Here is a 17,140-nt window from a genome sequence, read left to right as displayed (position 1 = left end):
ATGCAATTTAAATTACTGATAGTCTTCGCGGAAGACAACAAAACCAGCGCCATTATTGACGCAGCCCGCAACTTGGGAGCCACGGGTGCCACCGTCATAGGCAATGCTCGAGGTGAAGGCCTAGTGCAAAGTAAAACCTTCTTTGGACTGTCTTTGGATACCCAGCGAGACGTCATTCTATTTTTGGTGGAGCAGCATTTAAGTCGCAAAATTTTGGAAGAAATCAGCCGCACTGGAAAATTTGATGAGCAGCCCGGCTCTGGTATTGCTCTGCAGTTGGATGTTGAGGATGCCGTGGGCATATCCCATCAAGTCAGCAAAATCACCGACGACGTGCAGGAGTTACTATAATCATGAATCGCAGAGTCATCAAAGCCAGAGACATCTTGAATATGGACTTTCTCGAATTGGAAGGTATGGCAACGGTCGCTGACGCATTGACCAAAATGAAGGCGGCCTCTGCCACAGCGGTTATCGTGCGAAAGAGAGATGAGCATGACGCCTACGGCATTGTGCTGCTGGCCGATATTGTCAAAAAAGTGCTGGCGGTAGATAAGGCGCCCGAGCGCACGAATCTCTACGAAATCATGTCCAAACCCGTGGTCAGCGTCGAGCCAGATCTTGATGTTCGCTACTGCGCCCGCCTCTTCGACGCCTTCGGCCTGTCGCGAGTTCCCGTCATTGAGCAGGGGAAAATTCTCGGACTCGTCAGCTACAAAGAGCTGGTGTTTAACGGACTCTGCGAATTGATGGATTGATTGTCTGACACGACCGGAACACCAGAATGAAATCGAAAGCGCCGATCAGGAGAGGTAATATAGTCGGCCTCTGCGTCGAGAAACACAGCAACTCGAGCGCCAATATCCTCTTTGGAAACGTCGCTCGCTAAACCCAGGTAGTCTTGGTAATGACGTGCCTCACTCTTCAGTAGAGACCGATAAAAGCTTGCCAATTCATCGTCCAACAATGGGACAAGAGCGGCAAAGCGCTCACAGGAGCGCGCTTCGATAATCGCCCCCATGATCAGCGTATCAACCAGATTCTCCATCTGCGGCCGCCGGATCAACACCGCCATGTTGCTGGCATAACTACCCGCCTTCAGGATTCGATGAGTTATCCCACGCTTTTTTAGGATTTTCAAAACCTGCTCGTAATGCAGAAGCTCTTCGCGGGCGAGACGACTCATTTTATTGATCAAATCCAAGCGGGTTGGATTGCGAGCGATCAAGGTCATGGCTGACTGTGCGGCTTTCATTTCATTGGCTGCGTGATCCAGGAGCATGATGTCCTGCTGTTGCAGTGCCTTCTCAAGCCAGGCTGCGGGCGTTCGGCAACGCAGAAAATCGTAAATGGGCTCGAGATCCGTCGTTTTTTTCTGGTTTGTCATAATTCAGGAAATACAGGTAACTGCGTCGAAGCGCTTAGCTCTGCGCCGCAGTCGATGCAATGATTTCGGGGAAATAGCGCTCATAATGAGCACAGGATAGCTCGTAGAATTCCCGATCAATCGCCGCCTTAATGGCCTCGGAACCCATATCAAGCCACTCATCGGTGACCACCAATCCCAGCCGCTCCGGCTCGGCCAGAAGGCCAGCATGACTGCGCATCAGTTCCAAGAGCCAATAGTAGGGATTGCGCAACCGATCAAACCGAATCTTCCGTTGCTCAAGACCGGCAATAAAAAGACTTCGATTGACAATCCTCACCTTGTTGCGGATCACCGGCAACAGCAACTGTTCAAGGCGCTTATTCACCAGCTGCCGCTCTGCCGCGGAATAACGGTTCCAGTCAACAACTTCATGGGTGAAGCGTTTACAGCCTCGGCAGACCTGGTCTCCCAGTCCGGTTGTACAGATTCCGACACACGGCGTTCTGGCAGAAGTTTCAGTCATAGGTGGGGCGAGTTCGGACAGTCAAAATTGCGTCGTAAAATTATAGAGCATTTACAGTCTCTTAGCAGCCGTTAACCGATCGAGCACCACAGACCGAAAAAGCCGCTGGAATACGTAGCTATGGCACAGGTATTCACGAAGCGAATATTCACTATAAGCCCTTGATTTTGAACCTAACTTACACGGGTGTTGGAGCTTGTAGTATACTCCTCTGCCCGCGGAGACCCGAAATACCAGCCCGTCAAAGTGTTTTCGGGTACAACGTCAAAAAATGGCGCCCCACATGCTGTCGCTCTGTAAAGATGGCCTCGTCCACGCCCCGGAGCGAATCACTATCATAAATTTCGAGGAACTAATCGTGTTAGAAGCTTATCGTACTCACGTTGCGGAACGTGCCGCTCAAGGCATCCCCCCCAAGCCCCTCACTGCTGATCAAGTTGCCGATCTGGTAGAGCTGCTAAAAAATCCACCAGCGGGTGAAGAAGAGGCGTTGCTGGAGTTGATCACGGACCGCGTTCCTCCCGGAGTGGACGAAGCCGCCTACGTCAAAGCGGGCTTTTTGTCTGCCATTGCCAAGGGCGAAGCCAACTCTCCTCTGATAGACAAAACTGCTGCAGTAAAACTGCTGGGTAACATGCACGGTGGCTACAACATCGAAACTCTCGTTGGTCTTTTGGACGACAGTGAGCTTGCCAATCTGGCGGCAGAAGAACTCAAGCACACATTGCTGATGTTCGATGCCTTTCACGACGTCGCCGAGAAAGCCAAGGCTGGCAACGAAAATGCCAAGGCCGTTATGGAATCCTGGGCCGAGGCAGAGTGGTTTACCAACAAGCCTGAAGTGGCCGACAGCATCAAAATGATCGTTTTCAAGGTCACCGGTGAAACCAATACCGATGACCTTTCCCCCGCACCGGATGCCTGGAGCCGTCCAGACATTCCTCTGCATGCGCGCGCCATGTACAAAATGACCCGCGACGGGCTGAATCCTGAAGAACACGGCGTCGTTGGCCCTATGGGTCAGATCGACGAGATCAAATCCAAAGGACTCCCCGTTGCCTTTGTCGGTGACGTTGTCGGTACCGGTTCTTCGCGTAAATCTGCCACTAACTCAGTTCTTTGGTTCTTTGGCGACGACATGCCTGGCGTTCCGAACAAGCGCGGTGGCGGTGTCTGTATCGGCGGTAAAGTTGCGCCAATTTTCTACAACACCATGGAAGATGCCGGTGCGCTGGTTTTCGAGGCGCCTGTCGACGATTTGAACATGGGTGATGTTATCGAAATTCGCCCATACGACGGCAAGATCCTGGCTGAGGATGGCAAAGTCCTGTCTGAATTTGCTCTCAAGTCTGACGTTTTGCTGGACGAAGTTCGCGCAGGTGGTCGTATCAATCTGATCATCGGTCGCGGCCTCACGTCCAAAGCACGTGAAGAGCTGGGTCTTGAGCCATCGACTCTGTTCCGCACCCCCGTTGCTCCAGAGGACACCGGCAAGGGCTTCACGCTTGCGCAGAAAATGGTCGGTCGCGCTTGTGGATTACCGGAAGGTCAGGGCATTCGTCCCGGAACCTATTGCGAGCCGAAGATGACTACCGTTGGCTCTCAGGATACTACCGGTCCGATGACTCGGGATGAACTGAAAGATCTGGCGTGTTTGGGCTTCTCCGCAGATTTGACCATGCAGTCCTTCTGTCACACCGCGGCCTACCCAAAACCTGTCGATATCGACACCCAGCATACCCTGCCCGACTTCATCATGACCCGTGGCGGTGTTTCCTTGCGCCCTGGTGACGGCATCATCCACTCCTGGCTGAACCGCATGTTACTGCCAGATACCGTTGGTACTGGTGGCGATTCCCACACGCGCTTTCCGATGGGCATCTCTTTCCCGGCGGGTTCAGGCCTAGTGGCTTTTGCTGCAGCGACCGGCGTAACCCCCCTGGATATGCCAGAGTCTGTTTTGGTTCGCTTTAAAGGCAAGATGCAGCCTGGCATCACCCTGCGTGACCTGGTCCATGCCATTCCTTACTACGCCATCAAGCAGGGCTTGCTGACTGTTGAGAAGAAAGGCAAGAAGAACATCTTCTCCGGCAAGGTTCTGGAAATTGAAGGTCTGGATCACCTCACCGCTGAACAGGCTTTTGAACTGTCTGACGCCTCTGCAGAACGCTCTGCTGCGGGCTGTACCATTAAACTGTCAGAAGAGTCTGTGGCTGAATATCTGCGCTCCAACATCGTCCTATTGCGCTCCATGATTGCCGATGGCTATGGCGATGCCCGCACCCTGGAACGCCGCGCACAAAAAATGGAAGAATGGTTGGCCAATCCTAGTCTGATGTCTGCAGATGCGGACGCGGAATACGCTGCGGTAATCGAGATCGACCTGGCGGACGTCAACGAGCCTATCGTCTGCTGCCCGAACGATCCGGACGATGCCAAACTGCTGTCAGAAGTGGCTGGCGACAAGGTTGATGAAGTCTTCATCGGGTCTTGTATGACCAACATCGGTCACTTCCGTGCAGCCGGTAAATTGCTGGATCAGCACAAGGGTAGTATTTCGACTCGCATGTGGATCTCTCCACCCACCAAGATGGATGAGCATCAGTTAATGGAGGAAGGCTACTACAACATCTTTGGCGCTGCCGGTGCCCGTACCGAGATGCCCGGATGTTCTTTGTGTATGGGTAACCAAGCACGTGTAGCGGCTAACAGCACCGTACTTTCGACGTCGACTCGCAACTTCCCCAACCGACTCGGTGATGGCGCGAATGTCTACCTGACCTCAGCTGAACTCGCAGCAGTCGGCGCGATTTTGGGCAAATTGCCGACGCCAGCGGAGTATATGGAATTCGCAGATAAGCTGGATTCCATGTCTTCCGAAATCTACCGTTATATGAATTTCGATCAGATCGCTGAGTTCCAGGCGAAGCACGATCAAGGCAAGAAAATTGCCGCCGTGGAAATTCAAGAGATTTCAGCGTAGGCGCTGGCGCTTGTCTTGCACCGCGGTGCAAGACTCCGCGGTTATCTCAAAAAAGCCGACAGTAATGTCGGCTTTTTTGAAGTGAGTTTGATGTCAGTGTTTGCGACGGACAATAGAAAATTCTTCTTTATCAAATTCTCGCATACGAATAGCCACAATGTCGTTGGATTCCGCCGACACATCGCAACGTCCAAATAACTCAGTCACTTTATCACTGGCTTTACGCATAAAGCCCCCACCGGGCTTGTACTGAATGTTGTAGTACAGATAATTCATGTTCTCTTTCACATCATAACGTGCGGCCCGATCGTCGCTCTCAATGGACACTACTTCACCCTCTACCGCATCGCGCACCGCCTTTTCGCAAGTGGTATAGTTATCGAACACGTCAAAACGCCGAGGTATCGGTGCATTCACATCTGCCGTTTTTGCTTTGGGATCAAAATAGACCAGATACAGTGTTGAAAACGCACTGAGAAAAACGACCAGCAAGCCAATAATGACCGGCAGAACCCACTTAGGCATGTAACACCTCTCCTTTCTCTTTTCATCCGTTGAAGCCACAACGACGCTGCATCAACCGATACTCTCAAAAAACACTGGACATCGCGCCTACTGGAACTCGCCAGTATTCTCACGTTCACGCCTTACTTGCCACAGCAAAAAAATCGAGCAATCTATCTTTCTCCCACATGGTATCCTGGTAGCCCAGGTCAATCAGTTCGTCGATAAATGGTCGCTCAAACAACAGATAACTGGCGGTCGCTGCACCACCGCCTTTTGCCGTTCCACCCGTAGAGCGCATAAAACCACGCACACTGCGTGGCATATAACGCACCTTGCGACCGGCGATCTTGTCCAGGTGACGACTGGGAGAAATGACCAAGGTTTCAGCTGGCTTTAACGCAATACCCTCTTCTTTGAGCCTAGACTCCGGAATCACTCTCAACAACTCATTAACGCGTTCAATGTGCTCTATGTCGCCTTCCAGTCCATCGATAAAGGCACTGCTAAACAGGTGACCGAATACCTGTGCAATAGAGGGAGAATGGCGCTTGGGACGAGCGGCTTTTGCCCAGGAAACAGGGTTGCGATTACCAGAAACCCCAATGACCAAGATGCGGTCTGCTCCCATGTGCAACGCAGGACTGATCGGGGCAAGTTGACGCAAGGCACCATCCCCAAAGTAATCAGTTCCGATTTTAACGGCGGGAAACAAACCGGGAATGGCGGAAGATGCCATGAGATGATTAAAATCCAGACGAGTGGGTACACCAATCCTGCGGTATCTGCGCCAGGGAGCAATCTCTCTGGCGCTTTGAAAAAAAGACACGGATTCGCCACTGTTGTAGTTCATCGCAGTGACAGATACGGCTTGCAAATTGCCTGAACGAAATCCCTGTTCCAATCCAGCTAACGAAATGTGTCGTTGTAGATAGGCCAGTAACGGCGCGTTGTTCAACAAGGCTATGGAGCGACTGCGACCAACCCCCTCGTGAAAAAGAGAGGCAAACAGCCGCCAGCCGCCCCCCAGTATGTCCATCCAGCCAGTTTTGAACACCTGATCCGTCGAGAGATCGCACCAAATGTCCCTCAGATTCTGTACGGCATCGCTGAACTTTCCTGTATGTGTCGCTAGCGCAAGTGCATTTATTGCACCGGCAGAGGTACCGCAAATAATCGGAAATGGATTGGCCGTCGATGTCGGCAGGAGTTCATTGAGCGCCGCCAAAACCCCCAATTGGTAAGCCGCTCTGGCTCCACCACCGGATAAAATTAGAGCATTCGTGGGCATAGTCTACAATGAAAGCCTCTTCCCGCTTCAGGCTTAACGCTATATAGATTATAGTTTCTGTCTGCTACCGCGTTAGAAATCCCCAGCAGCTCTATCCATTACCCTTTCGCGACAACCTCCCTTTTCTCCAATCTAGGACTATCCATGAAAAACCTGCTCGACTTTTCCCAGCAGATCATCGTCATTAACGGTGCCACCAGTGAACTGGGTAAAGCCCTGGCAACGGCTCTCTCTGATAGAGGCGCGAAACTATTATTGTGTGGAAATAATGAGAGTGAATTAGAAAGTCTTGCCACCAATGTTTCCGGACCAGCCGCCGCCCTGGTGTGTGAAACCTGGGATGATGCGCACGGTGAAGCTATGATCGATGCCGCGCTGGAAATCTTCGAAGACATCTCCATGGCGATCAATATCAGCTCACCAGAAGCAGGCCAAGCCTTTCTCATGGAGTTAAACGCAGACGAAGCAGGTCAAGCGCTTACATCGGGATTAGAGCCATTTTTAATACCAATGCAGTACCAGATCGACCATTTTCAGCGACGTGGAGGCGGAGCCATTCTTAACCTGGCCTTTGGTGGTGCGCTGGGATTGGGAGGCTGGCAGGATTTTGGCGCCCTGCCTCACTTAATGTCTGGACTTATTCGAGAGGCCGCGATGCAGTGCCAAGCAGAGAATATTCGCGTGAATGGAGCCATTATTAACAGCTCTGCAATTGTGGAAAACGACGCGGCAAACGATGCCGGACTCGTCATTCAAAAAGACCATTTGGAACAATTGGTTGATGCCATTCTATTGATGTCGACACCCGCCAATCGCCTTTTACAAGGCCAAATGTTGCGCCTTGGCTGATTGCATACATCCATCAGCAGACGCACAAATGTTGAACGTCTATTCGTTTCCCGCAGACCGGCGACCGCTCGCCCGCATCCGTTGGCGGCGGCCTTCTGAGCCGCCTTCAGAATCATCGTCGTCTTCGGTGTGAATAAATTCGAGTAGCATATCCAGGTAGCCCAGAGCCCTGAGTACCGCAATAACGTTTACAAATTTACCAGATCCTCGCACCAGCTTGCCGTAACTTACGCGAGAGAGACCAATAGACTCTGCCAGTTCCTGCTGAGTGAGGTTTTTTTCCAGACGCAATTGCTCTATTCGCGCCCCGAACTCTTCAGCGATATCGCGATCTGACATAATCTCAATGTTCATTGAGCCCCCTTGAAATACACACTATGCTTCCTGCCTGAGAGTCATCAATTGACTGTTTCTCGGGCTTTTCCCGTTACCTTGGTGTTAATGTCGGCAGGCAGAGTCTCTGCCAGACACCGCGCGTCCCTATTAACATCCATGAACTGCTGTCGAATCTCGCTCCGCAAAGGTGTTAACCGGAGGTGTCGATAATTTGACGATCAGTTCAATTTCCACAATACCACGGTCACGAAAATCAACCAGCAATTTTTAACGCCACATTCCTGGGATTGATGTAAACGTAAGTCTTCTTGATACTAAGGTATGATGGGAGAACATTTGATCAGTTTTTATACGGCCCTAAGGCGTCGAACCAAGCTCTCTTGCCAAGTCAGTACGAACCTCAACGGGTGAGGTATTGAATGCCGTGCTCAATACCTTCCAATGTTAATGGGTACATATGATCATCCAGTAACTCCTGGGCAATCTTAATCGTCTGGGTGTATTGCCAATACCGCTCTTGTGTCGGGTTAAGCCAAATAACCTTATCAAAGCTGTCTTGCAAACGTGACATCCAGACATGTCCGGCCTCGTCATTCATATATTCAATGCAGCCATACTTATGGGTAATTTCGTAGGGGGCCATCGTAGCATCACCGACGAAGATCACTCGATAATCACTGGAATAGGTATTGAGAACATCAAAAAGCGGGATGGTTTCCGTACTTCGACGACGATTATCTTTCCACAGGAATTCATAAATAAAGTTGTGAAAATAAAAGTATTCCAAGTGTTTAAACTCGCTGCGACACGCTGAAAATAACTCTTCACAAACTCGGACATAGGGATCCATCGAACCTCCGACGTCGAGAAACAGCAACACTTTAACGGCGTTGTGCCGCTCGGGAACCATTTTTACGTCGAGTAAACCACCCTTTTCAGCGGTGGAGCTGATGGTTGCCTTTAAATCCAGCTCAGTGGGAGCGCCGGAACGAGCGAACTTTCGCAGCTTGCGCAACGCCATCTTGATATTGCGGGTGCCCAATTCCACGTCATCGGAAAGGTTGCGGAATTCACGTTTATCCCACACTTTTGCGGCGGATTTATTTCTGCTCTCACCGCCAACTCGAATACCCTCAGGATGATAACCGCTGTTGCCAAAGGGTGAGGTTCCCCCCGTACCTATCCATTTATTGCCGCCTTGATGACGCTCTTTCTGCTCCTCAAGACGCTGTCTAAATTGCTCAATGAGCTTGTCCAGACCACCGAGCGATTGGATCTTGGCTTTGTCTTCATCGGAAAGTGTCTTGAGAAATTCAGCCCGCGTCCATTCGTCGGGAATCAGCGCCTCAACAATGCCTTCAAGGCTTTCCAAACCTTTAAAATAGGCACCAAACGCACGATCAAAGCGATCAAAATACTTCTCGTCCTTGACCAGGCAAAGGCGTGACAATCGATAAAAATCATCGATACTGCCAAAGGCCAAATGCTGCTCCATAGCTTCGAGCAGAACCAGCAACTCCTTCAACGTGACTGGCAGACCCGCTTTCCGCAATGTGCTGAAAAAGTTAACCAACATGGAACCGCCTCATGGGTAGCTCAACCTTTCCGACATTGAGTCATCAATCGTTGCGACGACGAGTCATAAACGCCAAGCGCTCCAGCAGATGCACATCCTGCTCGTTTTTTAACAGAGCCCCATACAAAGGCGGAATCGCCTGGCGCGCATCCCTGTCTTTAAGAACTTCGTCGGGAATATCATCCGCCATTAGCAGTTTCAGCCAATCCACTAACTCAGAGGTGGAAGGTTTCTTTTTTAGCCCGGGAACATCACGCAATTCAAAAAACATTTCCAGCGCTTCCCGGACCAATGCCGATTTAATGTCCGGAAAGTGTACATCGACGATTTTTTGCATGGTTTCCCGATCGGGAAAAGCGATGTAGTGAAAGAAGCAGCGACGCAAAAAAGCATCCGGCAACTCCTTTTCATTATTACTTGTTATGATGACAATCGGCCGCTGTCGAGCTTTGATTACCTCACCTGTCTCATAGACAAAGAACTCCATCTTATCGAGCTCGACGAGCAAGTCATTGGGAAATTCGATGTCGGCCTTATCGATTTCATCAATCAACAACACCACCTGCTCTTCAGATTCAAACGCCTCCCATAACTTACCTTTTTTCAGATAGTTAGAGATGTTATGAACCTTTTCATCTCCCAGCTGAGAATCTCGCAAACGGGAAACAGCGTCGTATTCGTAAAGGCCTTGCTGAGCTTTCGTCGTAGACTTGATGTGCCACTGCAATAAGCGTTTACCCAAGGCCGCAGCGACCTGCTCGGCCAACATGGTCTTGCCTGTACCAGGCTCGCCCTTGACCAACAATGGTCGCTGGAGAGTCACGGCAGCGTTCACGGCCATGGTCAAATCGTCTGTGGCAACGTAACTGTCGGTACCTTGGAACTTCATAGACACTCCTCCGCGGGTATCGGAAGAGTCTATCATAAGCTTGATGCAGATTAATGCAGAGTTGGAATTAGGAAAGATGCGATATCGCCGAAGATGCCGGTGAGTAAACCACCGGTCACTGCGACAGATTTTGTTTTTGATGAATTATGCGCCAAAAAAACACGCGAACCCCTTGCCTGTTAGGCAGCGCTGGATCCTTTCTTCTGACGCATCAATTGCAGCAAGTTGGCTTCCGCGCGGGAGATACCACAACGACGAGCTACTTCTTCAGGGCTGATACCTGCCCCCAACAAACTGCTTGCTTCCTGCAGTTCCAAGCCCCCAGGCGCCGTTAGCGCATCGCCACTGGCTGTCGTTTCCGAAGCAATCCATTCAGAGGCAGACTCATCCGGTTCGACAAACGTGGTGGGAATATCCTGTTCTGGAATGACCGGCGATTGAGCAACCTTTACAAGCTCATCCAAGGATTCATCAGGAGTATTCATCTGGTCGACCAGCTGCTCTAACACCAGCAGACGACGCCCCATTCCAACGCCAGTGCTGCTCAGTTGATCCGCGCGATCCACCATATGTCTTTGCCAGTGGCGCTGCCTTTCGTCCAGGAGCTTTTGCTTCTGCAAACGCACCAGACTGATCCAGAGTGCGGCGACAGCCACAATCAGAGCCAGGATACCAAGCAACAATTCGGGGGTGATTTGCACAACAGACACAGGTTGTCTCTTAGTCAGTTTCGTTAGAAGTCGTCCATCTCCGCCCACTCGTGCTCGCTCAATAACTTGTCGAGCTCAACGAGAATAAGCAGTTCTTCGTTCTTGTGACAAACGCCCTGGATGAATTTTGCACTCTCTTCATTGCCAACATTAGGCGCAGTCTCAATCTCAGACTGACGCAGGTAAACCACTTCCGCCACACTGTCGACCAGAATACCTACGACATGGTTATCCGCCTCTATGATGACAATACGGGTATTGTCATTGAGTTCGCCGGGCATTAATCCAAAGCGGTGTCGGGTATCAATTACGGTGACGACGTTACCCCGCAGGTTGATAATGCCGAGTACATAATCCGGAGCGCCCGGCACCGGCGCAATCTCGGAGTAACGCAACACTTCCTGCACCTGCATAACATTGATGCCGTAGGTTTCCCCTGCCAGGCGAAACGTCACCCACTGCAGGATGGGATCGTCGCTGCTCTTACTCTTGGTCGAACTGGTTGCCATAAATCTTTCCTCGGTGAATGCTGGGCTGCTGATCCTTGCCGTCGGCCTGTCAGGCTGTCGATATCAGCATCGCCGTATCATTTCGTGCGACTGGCGCCTGCTAAAGTGCGTCCACTCTTTCATTACTATAGTCCAATACCGGCGTTGCCAAGGGGCTTTTAGAGCCGGAGGCCCTCTACTGTCGGGTCGACGGATCTGAGGCTTGTAAAGCGTCGCCCACTTCCGCCAAATCCAACAGCGCACACATGTGTTTTTTCACGGTTCCCGCCAACCAACGCCGTCGAGAGTTTTCGCCGCGCCACTTCACTTCATCAGGCGTCAGCGCAATGGGTTGCTGCACATCACACACGGCAAGGGCCCATGGCAGCCCGTGAAAAGTGACGATATATTTCGCCTCACCGGCATATTCCGGCTGATATCGCTCAGGCATAACAAATTGCGCCGTATTGACCACGCGTACGTTACCCGTCGGAGTATGGGCAATGCCCATCATCCATTCAGCCTGTCCGAATATCGGAGTCAGGCTGTCATCCATCGGGTAGATCTGCCCAAGTAACGTCAAAGGTACGGCGAGAGTCAGACCGCTCACCCCAACCAACAATACATCGAATTCATCCTGGGCCCAGACAGGTTTGCCATCAACCCAGGTTTCCTGAATCTGCTCGACGTCGGTTTCTACCTCTGTAACTGCCTCAAGCTCTGTGGCAGTTTCCACCGCTGTTTCCGTGACAACGGCTTCGGCAACGTGGGTGTCGACCACCGTTTCAACAACGGGTTCGACAATTGTCTCGGCCACAACTGTGGTTGGCGCGGCGACTTCGACCGGTGTTTCGGTTATGACCGGAGCTTCTGCAACGGCAACTTCCGGCAGGGTTTGTAGCATCCGGTTAAGACGCTCAAGGGCCAAACGTCGAAGGTCTTGAGGGTCTGTTTGAGCCTCGGGCAAAGTATCGGTCGCGACCTCTACTAGCGGCTGCCGCAGCAATTCTGGAGAAGAGGGTTCAGGCGTAGAAGGCTCGGGAGAAGCCGCCGGCGTCATCTCGACCTCTGCAGGCTCAACACTTACTGAGAAATCCTCGGCAACCGCAGCCATTGAATTGTCAGCGGGATCTACAAGATCAGCCGATAACGATTCAGCGACCACATTGTCCTCGACAGGAACCTGTTCGACGGATATGTCCTCAGATGCTGAATCAGAGAGGGCCACTTCTGGCTCTGGCTCTGGCTCTGGCTCTGGCTCTGGCTCTGGCTCTGGCTCTGGCTCTGGCTCTGGCTCTGGCTCTGGCTCTGGCTCTGGCTCTGGCTCTGGCTCTGGCTCTGGCTCTGGCTCTGGCTCTGGCTCTGGCTCTGGCTCTGGCTCTGGCTCTGGCTCTGGCTCTGGCTCTGGCTCTGGCTCTGGCTCTGGCTCTGGCTCAATAGATGTTGCCAGCTGCGTATCTTCGATAGCAACCGCCTCTGCAGACTTTTTTACAACTTCCTTATCATCGGAATCGGAGACAAGCAGCTCCGACCCTCCGAGTAAATCATCAAAATAATTCTGTAACACATCGCCAGAATCTTTTGCTGTTGGCGTCATGACACCATACCCTCACTGGCAGACAGAGGTTCGGCGTCGGCGATGACGATCGGCGCCGCACGACGCTTTTTGCCGGTATGCTGCAACAGCGGGTCATCTGAACGAGCGGCCAGCCATTTAAACAGCGAACGGTACGCCTCGACGGCGCGACTTTGTGACTGATAAAGGTTCGGTAACATTCCCGCTTTGCTGGCATCACGCAATTTGGTGTCGACAGGAATCATCCCCGGCCAGATCGATTCGGGATAACTGTTACGCAATTGTCGCAAGCTGGTGACCGATGCTTGAGTACGTCGATCAAACATAGTCGCAACAATCGTAGCCGGTAGCGGTTTGCGGAGAGATCGTGTCAACATATCCAACGTATGCGTCATTCGTTGCAAGCCTTTAATCGCAAGGAATTCTGTCTGCACGGGAATCAATATTTGCTGGCAGGCCGCCAGTGCATTAATCAAAAGTACTCCTAATATCGGAGGGCAATCGATTAACACCATATCAAAATCATCAGCAACCAATTTCAGCGCACGACTGATCACCAATCCCATGCCGTCCTGCGAGATAACTTGTCTCTCCAGCGTAGCAAGCCCAAGTGATGCGGGAAGAATGGATAAATTAGGAAACTCTGTCGGCTGAATACACTCGTGGACCAGGTGTCGATCCATTTTCTTCCGCTGCTGAAAGAGCGTGAAACAGCCTTGATCAACAAGATCCGGATCGCATCCAAGGTAGCTGGATAGAGATCCATGGGGATCCATATCGATAACCAAAACACGCAGATTTTGCTCGGTGCAAAGTCCAGCCAAAGATACGGTGGTTGTGGTTTTACCCACCCCGCCTTTTTGATTCGCAACAGTCCAAACCAACAAAATAATTACCCCTTCTCCGTGTTCGTTTGTCACGGATGAATTCTCTGGCGGTATGACCTATTTCCAATCAACGCCAGCGCGATGTTGTCACTTCAACTCGGCGTCAAGGGTTTGTCGCCAAAGTCACTCTATGAACTGTTGAGCAAGGCCCGTACCAGCCATTAAAGCGCGCTGAATATGCCGTTAAGAGTGACACTGTATGCTCAGAGTTACAGATTCAATTTCTCGGCAAATCCGGATCTGAACTGAACAGCAAACCACCATTTTCGGTTTCGACAGGAGTAATATCGCCGAGAGGTTCTAACCTCTCGACCTGAGATCTCCCATCCTCTTCCTGGTTAGCGGCAGCATCTGGGTTTTCTAAAGGGATGAGTGGTGAGACGCCACTGTCAGAATCATTTTGCTGCAAAGCCGGCTCCGGGTAGGGCGCCGATTCCTCTCTCAAAGATGGCGAAACGGCTTCTTCAACCGCTTCTCGCGAATCCACCGTCGGTCGTTGCCAACGCTCGCGGGCAATCATCACCGCCACCCGCCGATTAGCAGAGCGCCCCTCTTCAGTGTTGTTATCAGCAACGGGCTGAAATTCGCCGTACCCCACCGCCGCCATGCGCTCTGGTTCAATCCCCTCTTCAGCAAGCAGTTTAACAATCGCTGCCGCGCGTGATGCGGAGAGCTCCCAGTTACTCGGAAAGCGGTTGGTGTTAATGGGAATGTTGTCGGTAAATCCTTCGATTTGAATCGGGTTATCAAAGCCTTTTAAAACGTCGGCGACCTCTTGAAAAATGGACTCCGCCTCAAAAGTAACTTCTGCGTCACCACTCTCAAATAAAATTCCCGCGGGAAGTTCCAACTCTAACCAGAATTCATTGCTGTGCACCTGTACAACTTTATCGTCGATCAGATCAGCAAATCGATCTTGAAATAAATCTGATAGCTGAGGTAGGTCTGCAGTACGATCAAAGGCACCGTCGCCCGTAGTGAGATGATTGGTTTCCAATTCTCCACCGTCGGGAATTACCGCAGGTTTTGACTCTAAAGACGGACTACCAATATCGATGGGATTGAAATCCCACGATGTGGCCTGCAGTCCGAAGCTCTGGGTGAGAGTATCGGACAGCACACGATACTTGGTTTCGCTGACCTGAGATACCGAATACATAACAACGAAAAAAGCAAACAACAAGGTAATGAAGTCTGCATAAGACACCAGCCATCGTTCGTGATTGGTAGTAATATCTCTGGCATACCGACGCGGCATCGACAGCCCCCTGTCAGCGCAGATACCCATCGAGTTTTACCTCGATAGATCTTGGATTCTCACCTTCTGATATGGCAATGATGCCTTCGATCATCAGCTCTCGAAATTGAGACTGCTCATAGATACACGTTTTTATTTTATTCGCGACCGGCAATAACAGCAGGTTGGCAAAGGCAACGCCGTAAATGGTGGCGACAAACGCGACCGCTATGCCTGGCCCCAATTCAGCCGGATCAGCCAAATTACTCATCACATGGATAAGGCCCATCACCGCACCAATGATACCGATAGTAGGAGCATAACCTCCCATGGCCTCGTAAAAACGCGCCGCGTCTAAATCCCGTTGCTCGGCGACAATCATGTCTGTTTCCATGACCCGCCGAATCGATTCTGGCTCGTTGCCATCGACCAAGAGTTGTAGCCCTTTACGAGCGAATTGGTCTTTCTCTCTTTGCGCCAGGTTTTCCAACCCCAAGAGTCCTTCGCGACGCGCAGCGTTAGCCCAGCGCACCAAGCGCTTAATCCCATCGCGGTGTTTCTGCGGTGGAGGTCGAAATACCCAAGGGAGAAGCTTAATCGCTTGGCGCAATTGAGTGATAGGCGTCTGCAGCAAACCTGCCCCTATGGTGCCACCGGCAACTATAAGTGCAGCCGGACCATTGACCAGCGATTGCCAGCTGCCCCCCTCCATCAGATTACCGCCAATCAAGGCGGCAAATCCCAGAATGACGCCGATGACGCTCAACAAATCCATGCTTAGAGCTCTCGCGTCAACGTGGAACCAATATCACGTAAGTTCAACACTTTATCCGTCAAATTCGCTCTCGCAACGGCCATCGGCATGCCATAAATCGTGCTGCTATCTTTATCCTGACTCCAGATATGGCCACCGCGCAGTTTGATCAGACGGGCACCTTCACAGCCATCACTGCCCATGCCGGTTAAAATCAATCCCAATGATGCCTTGCCAAAGCTGTTGGCTGCCGCCCCAAAGGTAATATCCAAAGAAGGCTTATAATTCATACGAGCATCACCCGGTAATACACGCACATCACCTTTAGCATCGACCATCATCTGCTTGCCACCCGGGGCAAGTATGGCCAGTCCGGGCTGCAATCGATCACCCGATACGGCTTCCTTAACCGTAATTTTGCAGTTCGTATTGAGTCGCTCAGCAAAGGCCCGGGTAAAGTTCTCCGGCATGTGTTGTACCAATAAAATCGGTACTGGAAAATTCGCAGGTAATTCCGTCAGCACATGATTCAAGGCTACCGGCCCACCCGTAGACGCACCGATGACCAGCAATTTGATGCGGCCTTTTAACGAACCTTGACTCGATGGCGCTGCCGAGGCTGGCTTTCGAGGCGAGGCGGATGGCGTCGCGGGCTTCAACGGCAGTGGACTGGCAGTTGCAATTCCCGACACTTTTTTCTCGACGGTCTGAGTAACCTCAGCACGCCCGACTTTTACCGCAGGTCGCGCAATGGTTAACACGCGCTGATGCAATTTTTTCTTTAACCTCACGGAATCGTTGGCAACTTCCGCGAAATTTTTAGGCAAAAAGTCGACCGCACCCGCCTCTAACGCATCTAACGTTATACGCGCGCCTTCATAGGTCATCGATGAAAACATAAGAATAGGAACGGGACGCTCGCGCATGATCTCTCTGACAGCCGTCACCCCGTCCATCACCGGCATTTCAAAATCCATGGTGATAACGTCTGGCTGCAATCGCCGAGCTTTCTCGACCGCTTCACAGCCATTGGCTGCGATCCCCACAACCCTCAACTGAGGGTGATCCTCCAGCAGCTCACGTAGCCGATTCTGAAAAAAATGGGAATCATCAACCACCAGTACTTTGATGGTCATGAGCTACAACTCCACGCCCGAAGCAGATGATC

At 51.5% G+C, this 17,140-nt stretch carries 18 protein-coding genes; 4 read left to right on the top strand and 14 right to left on the bottom strand.

Annotated elements, in window-relative coordinates; genetic code table 11:
• Both ACXAFR_RS10165 and ACXAFR_RS10160 read left to right on the top strand, forming a co-directional pair.
• On the top strand, positions 1-351 hold the full coding sequence (locus tag ACXAFR_RS10165; RefSeq protein ID WP_475176300.1) for a P-II family nitrogen regulator: 351 nt from the start codon (positions 1-3) through the stop codon (positions 349-351).
• A gap of 2 nt (positions 352-353) precedes the next feature.
• Positions 354-758 (top strand): CBS domain-containing protein, encoded by a 405-nt coding sequence (locus ACXAFR_RS10160; protein WP_475176297.1) that lies wholly within the window; start codon positions 354-356, stop codon positions 756-758.
• Here ACXAFR_RS10160 and ACXAFR_RS10155 read toward each other — a convergent pair.
• Positions 713-1,387: a MiaE family protein gene (locus tag ACXAFR_RS10155; protein WP_475176295.1), complete on the bottom strand. Its 675-nt coding sequence runs from the start codon at positions 1,385-1,387 to the stop codon at positions 713-715. The two genes, ACXAFR_RS10160 and ACXAFR_RS10155, sit on opposite strands and share 46 nt — an antisense overlap.
• 34 nt (positions 1,388-1,421) lie before the next feature.
• Positions 1,422-1,892 carry a DUF1289 domain-containing protein gene (locus ACXAFR_RS10150; RefSeq protein WP_475176293.1) on the bottom strand — a complete coding sequence of 157 codons (471 nt, stop codon included), beginning with the start codon at positions 1,890-1,892 and terminating at the stop codon, positions 1,422-1,424.
• Between the two features lie 358 nt (positions 1,893-2,250).
• Between ACXAFR_RS10150 and acnB the strand changes: the two genes are divergently transcribed.
• Positions 2,251-4,875, top strand: a complete 2,625-nt coding sequence (gene acnB / locus ACXAFR_RS10145) for a bifunctional aconitate hydratase 2/2-methylisocitrate dehydratase (protein WP_475176291.1) — start codon at positions 2,251-2,253, stop codon at positions 4,873-4,875.
• 93 nt (positions 4,876-4,968) lie between these two features.
• On the opposite strand, the gene ACXAFR_RS10140 is transcribed toward acnB, so the two are convergent.
• Complete coding sequence (locus tag ACXAFR_RS10140) at positions 4,969-5,400, bottom strand: hypothetical protein (protein WP_475176289.1); 432 nt, start codon at positions 5,398-5,400, stop codon at positions 4,969-4,971.
• A 115-nt stretch (positions 5,401-5,515) separates the two neighbouring features.
• Entirely contained in the window at positions 5,516-6,670 is a 1,155-nt protein-coding gene (locus ACXAFR_RS10135) for a patatin-like phospholipase family protein (RefSeq protein ID WP_475176288.1), read from the bottom strand.
• A gap of 144 nt (positions 6,671-6,814) precedes the next feature.
• Here ACXAFR_RS10135 and ACXAFR_RS10130 point away from each other — a divergent pair, with 144 nt between their 5' ends.
• Complete coding sequence (locus tag ACXAFR_RS10130; protein ID WP_475176286.1) at positions 6,815-7,519, top strand: SDR family oxidoreductase; 705 nt, start codon at positions 6,815-6,817, stop codon at positions 7,517-7,519.
• Between the two features lie 39 nt (positions 7,520-7,558).
• On the opposite strand, the gene ACXAFR_RS10125 is transcribed toward ACXAFR_RS10130, so the two are convergent.
• The 10 genes from ACXAFR_RS10125 to ACXAFR_RS10080 form a co-directional block, all read right to left on the bottom strand.
• The gene (locus tag ACXAFR_RS10125; protein ID WP_475176285.1) at positions 7,559-7,873 is read right to left on the bottom strand and encodes a helix-turn-helix domain-containing protein; all 315 of its coding nucleotides are present in this window, start codon (positions 7,871-7,873) and stop codon (positions 7,559-7,561) included.
• A 382-nt stretch (positions 7,874-8,255) separates the two neighbouring features.
• Positions 8,256-9,431, bottom strand: coding sequence for a vWA domain-containing protein (locus ACXAFR_RS10120; RefSeq protein ID WP_475176283.1), 1,176 nt, complete (start codon positions 9,429-9,431; stop codon positions 8,256-8,258).
• 43 nt (positions 9,432-9,474) lie between these two features.
• Positions 9,475-10,320, bottom strand: coding sequence for an AAA family ATPase (locus ACXAFR_RS10115; RefSeq protein WP_475176281.1), 846 nt, complete (start codon positions 10,318-10,320; stop codon positions 9,475-9,477).
• Positions 10,321-10,499: 179 nt separating this feature from the next.
• On the bottom strand, positions 10,500-11,030 hold the full coding sequence (locus tag ACXAFR_RS10110; RefSeq protein ID WP_475176280.1) for a DUF2802 domain-containing protein: 531 nt from the start codon (positions 11,028-11,030) through the stop codon (positions 10,500-10,502).
• Positions 11,031-11,053: 23 nt separating this feature from the next.
• On the bottom strand, positions 11,054-11,539 hold the full coding sequence (locus tag ACXAFR_RS10105; RefSeq protein ID WP_475176277.1) for a chemotaxis protein CheW: 486 nt from the start codon (positions 11,537-11,539) through the stop codon (positions 11,054-11,056).
• 175 nt (positions 11,540-11,714) lie between these two features.
• On the bottom strand, positions 11,715-13,115 hold the full coding sequence (locus ACXAFR_RS10100) for a chemotaxis protein CheW (RefSeq protein ID WP_475176275.1): 1,401 nt from the start codon (positions 13,113-13,115) through the stop codon (positions 11,715-11,717).
• Positions 13,112-13,981, bottom strand: coding sequence for a ParA family protein (locus ACXAFR_RS10095; RefSeq protein WP_475176887.1), 870 nt, complete (start codon positions 13,979-13,981; stop codon positions 13,112-13,114). Before ACXAFR_RS10095 ends, ACXAFR_RS10100 begins: the two co-directional genes overlap by 4 nt.
• A gap of 217 nt (positions 13,982-14,198) precedes the next feature.
• Entirely contained in the window at positions 14,199-15,239 is a 1,041-nt protein-coding gene (gene motD / locus ACXAFR_RS10090) for a flagellar motor protein MotD (RefSeq protein WP_475176273.1), read from the bottom strand.
• Positions 15,240-15,252: 13 nt separating this feature from the next.
• Positions 15,253-15,993 (bottom strand): flagellar motor protein, encoded by a 741-nt coding sequence (locus ACXAFR_RS10085; protein ID WP_475176271.1) that lies wholly within the window; start codon positions 15,991-15,993, stop codon positions 15,253-15,255.
• A gap of 2 nt (positions 15,994-15,995) precedes the next feature.
• On the bottom strand, positions 15,996-17,108 hold the full coding sequence (locus ACXAFR_RS10080) for a protein-glutamate methylesterase/protein-glutamine glutaminase (protein WP_475176270.1): 1,113 nt from the start codon (positions 17,106-17,108) through the stop codon (positions 15,996-15,998).
• Positions 17,109-17,140 lie beyond the last annotated feature (32 nt).

The sequence above is a fragment of the Pseudomaricurvus sp. ABR4_320 genome (assembly GCF_056159445.1).
The sequence above is the reverse complement of the archived record's forward strand: the minus strand, read 5'-3'. Positions and strand labels throughout refer to the sequence as shown.

Coding starts and splice junctions, on each gene's coding strand:
- ACXAFR_RS10165 (WP_475176300.1), top strand. CDS start 1: ATGCAATTTAAATTACTGATAGTCTTCGCGGAAGACAACAAAACCAGC.
- ACXAFR_RS10160 (WP_475176297.1), top strand. CDS start 354: ATGAATCGCAGAGTCATCAAAGCCAGAGACATCTTGAATATGGACTTT.
- ACXAFR_RS10155 (WP_475176295.1), bottom strand. CDS start 1,387: ATGACAAACCAGAAAAAAACGACGGATCTCGAGCCCATTTACGATTTT.
- ACXAFR_RS10150 (WP_475176293.1), bottom strand. CDS start 1,892: ATGACTGAAACTTCTGCCAGAACGCCGTGTGTCGGAATCTGTACAACC.
- ACXAFR_RS10140 (WP_475176289.1), bottom strand. CDS start 5,400: ATGCCTAAGTGGGTTCTGCCGGTCATTATTGGCTTGCTGGTCGTTTTT.
- ACXAFR_RS10135 (WP_475176288.1), bottom strand. CDS start 6,670: ATGCCCACGAATGCTCTAATTTTATCCGGTGGTGGAGCCAGAGCGGCT.
- ACXAFR_RS10130 (WP_475176286.1), top strand. CDS start 6,815: ATGAAAAACCTGCTCGACTTTTCCCAGCAGATCATCGTCATTAACGGT.
- ACXAFR_RS10125 (WP_475176285.1), bottom strand. CDS start 7,873: ATGAACATTGAGATTATGTCAGATCGCGATATCGCTGAAGAGTTCGGG.
- ACXAFR_RS10120 (WP_475176283.1), bottom strand. CDS start 9,431: ATGTTGGTTAACTTTTTCAGCACATTGCGGAAAGCGGGTCTGCCAGTC.
- ACXAFR_RS10115 (WP_475176281.1), bottom strand. CDS start 10,320: ATGAAGTTCCAAGGTACCGACAGTTACGTTGCCACAGACGATTTGACC.
- ACXAFR_RS10105 (WP_475176277.1), bottom strand. CDS start 11,539: ATGGCAACCAGTTCGACCAAGAGTAAGAGCAGCGACGATCCCATCCTG.
- ACXAFR_RS10100 (WP_475176275.1), bottom strand. CDS start 13,115: ATGACGCCAACAGCAAAAGATTCTGGCGATGTGTTACAGAATTATTTT.
- motD (WP_475176273.1), bottom strand. CDS start 15,239: ATGCCGCGTCGGTATGCCAGAGATATTACTACCAATCACGAACGATGG.
- ACXAFR_RS10085 (WP_475176271.1), bottom strand. CDS start 15,993: ATGGATTTGTTGAGCGTCATCGGCGTCATTCTGGGATTTGCCGCCTTG.
- ACXAFR_RS10080 (WP_475176270.1), bottom strand. CDS start 17,108: ATGACCATCAAAGTACTGGTGGTTGATGATTCCCATTTTTTTCAGAAT.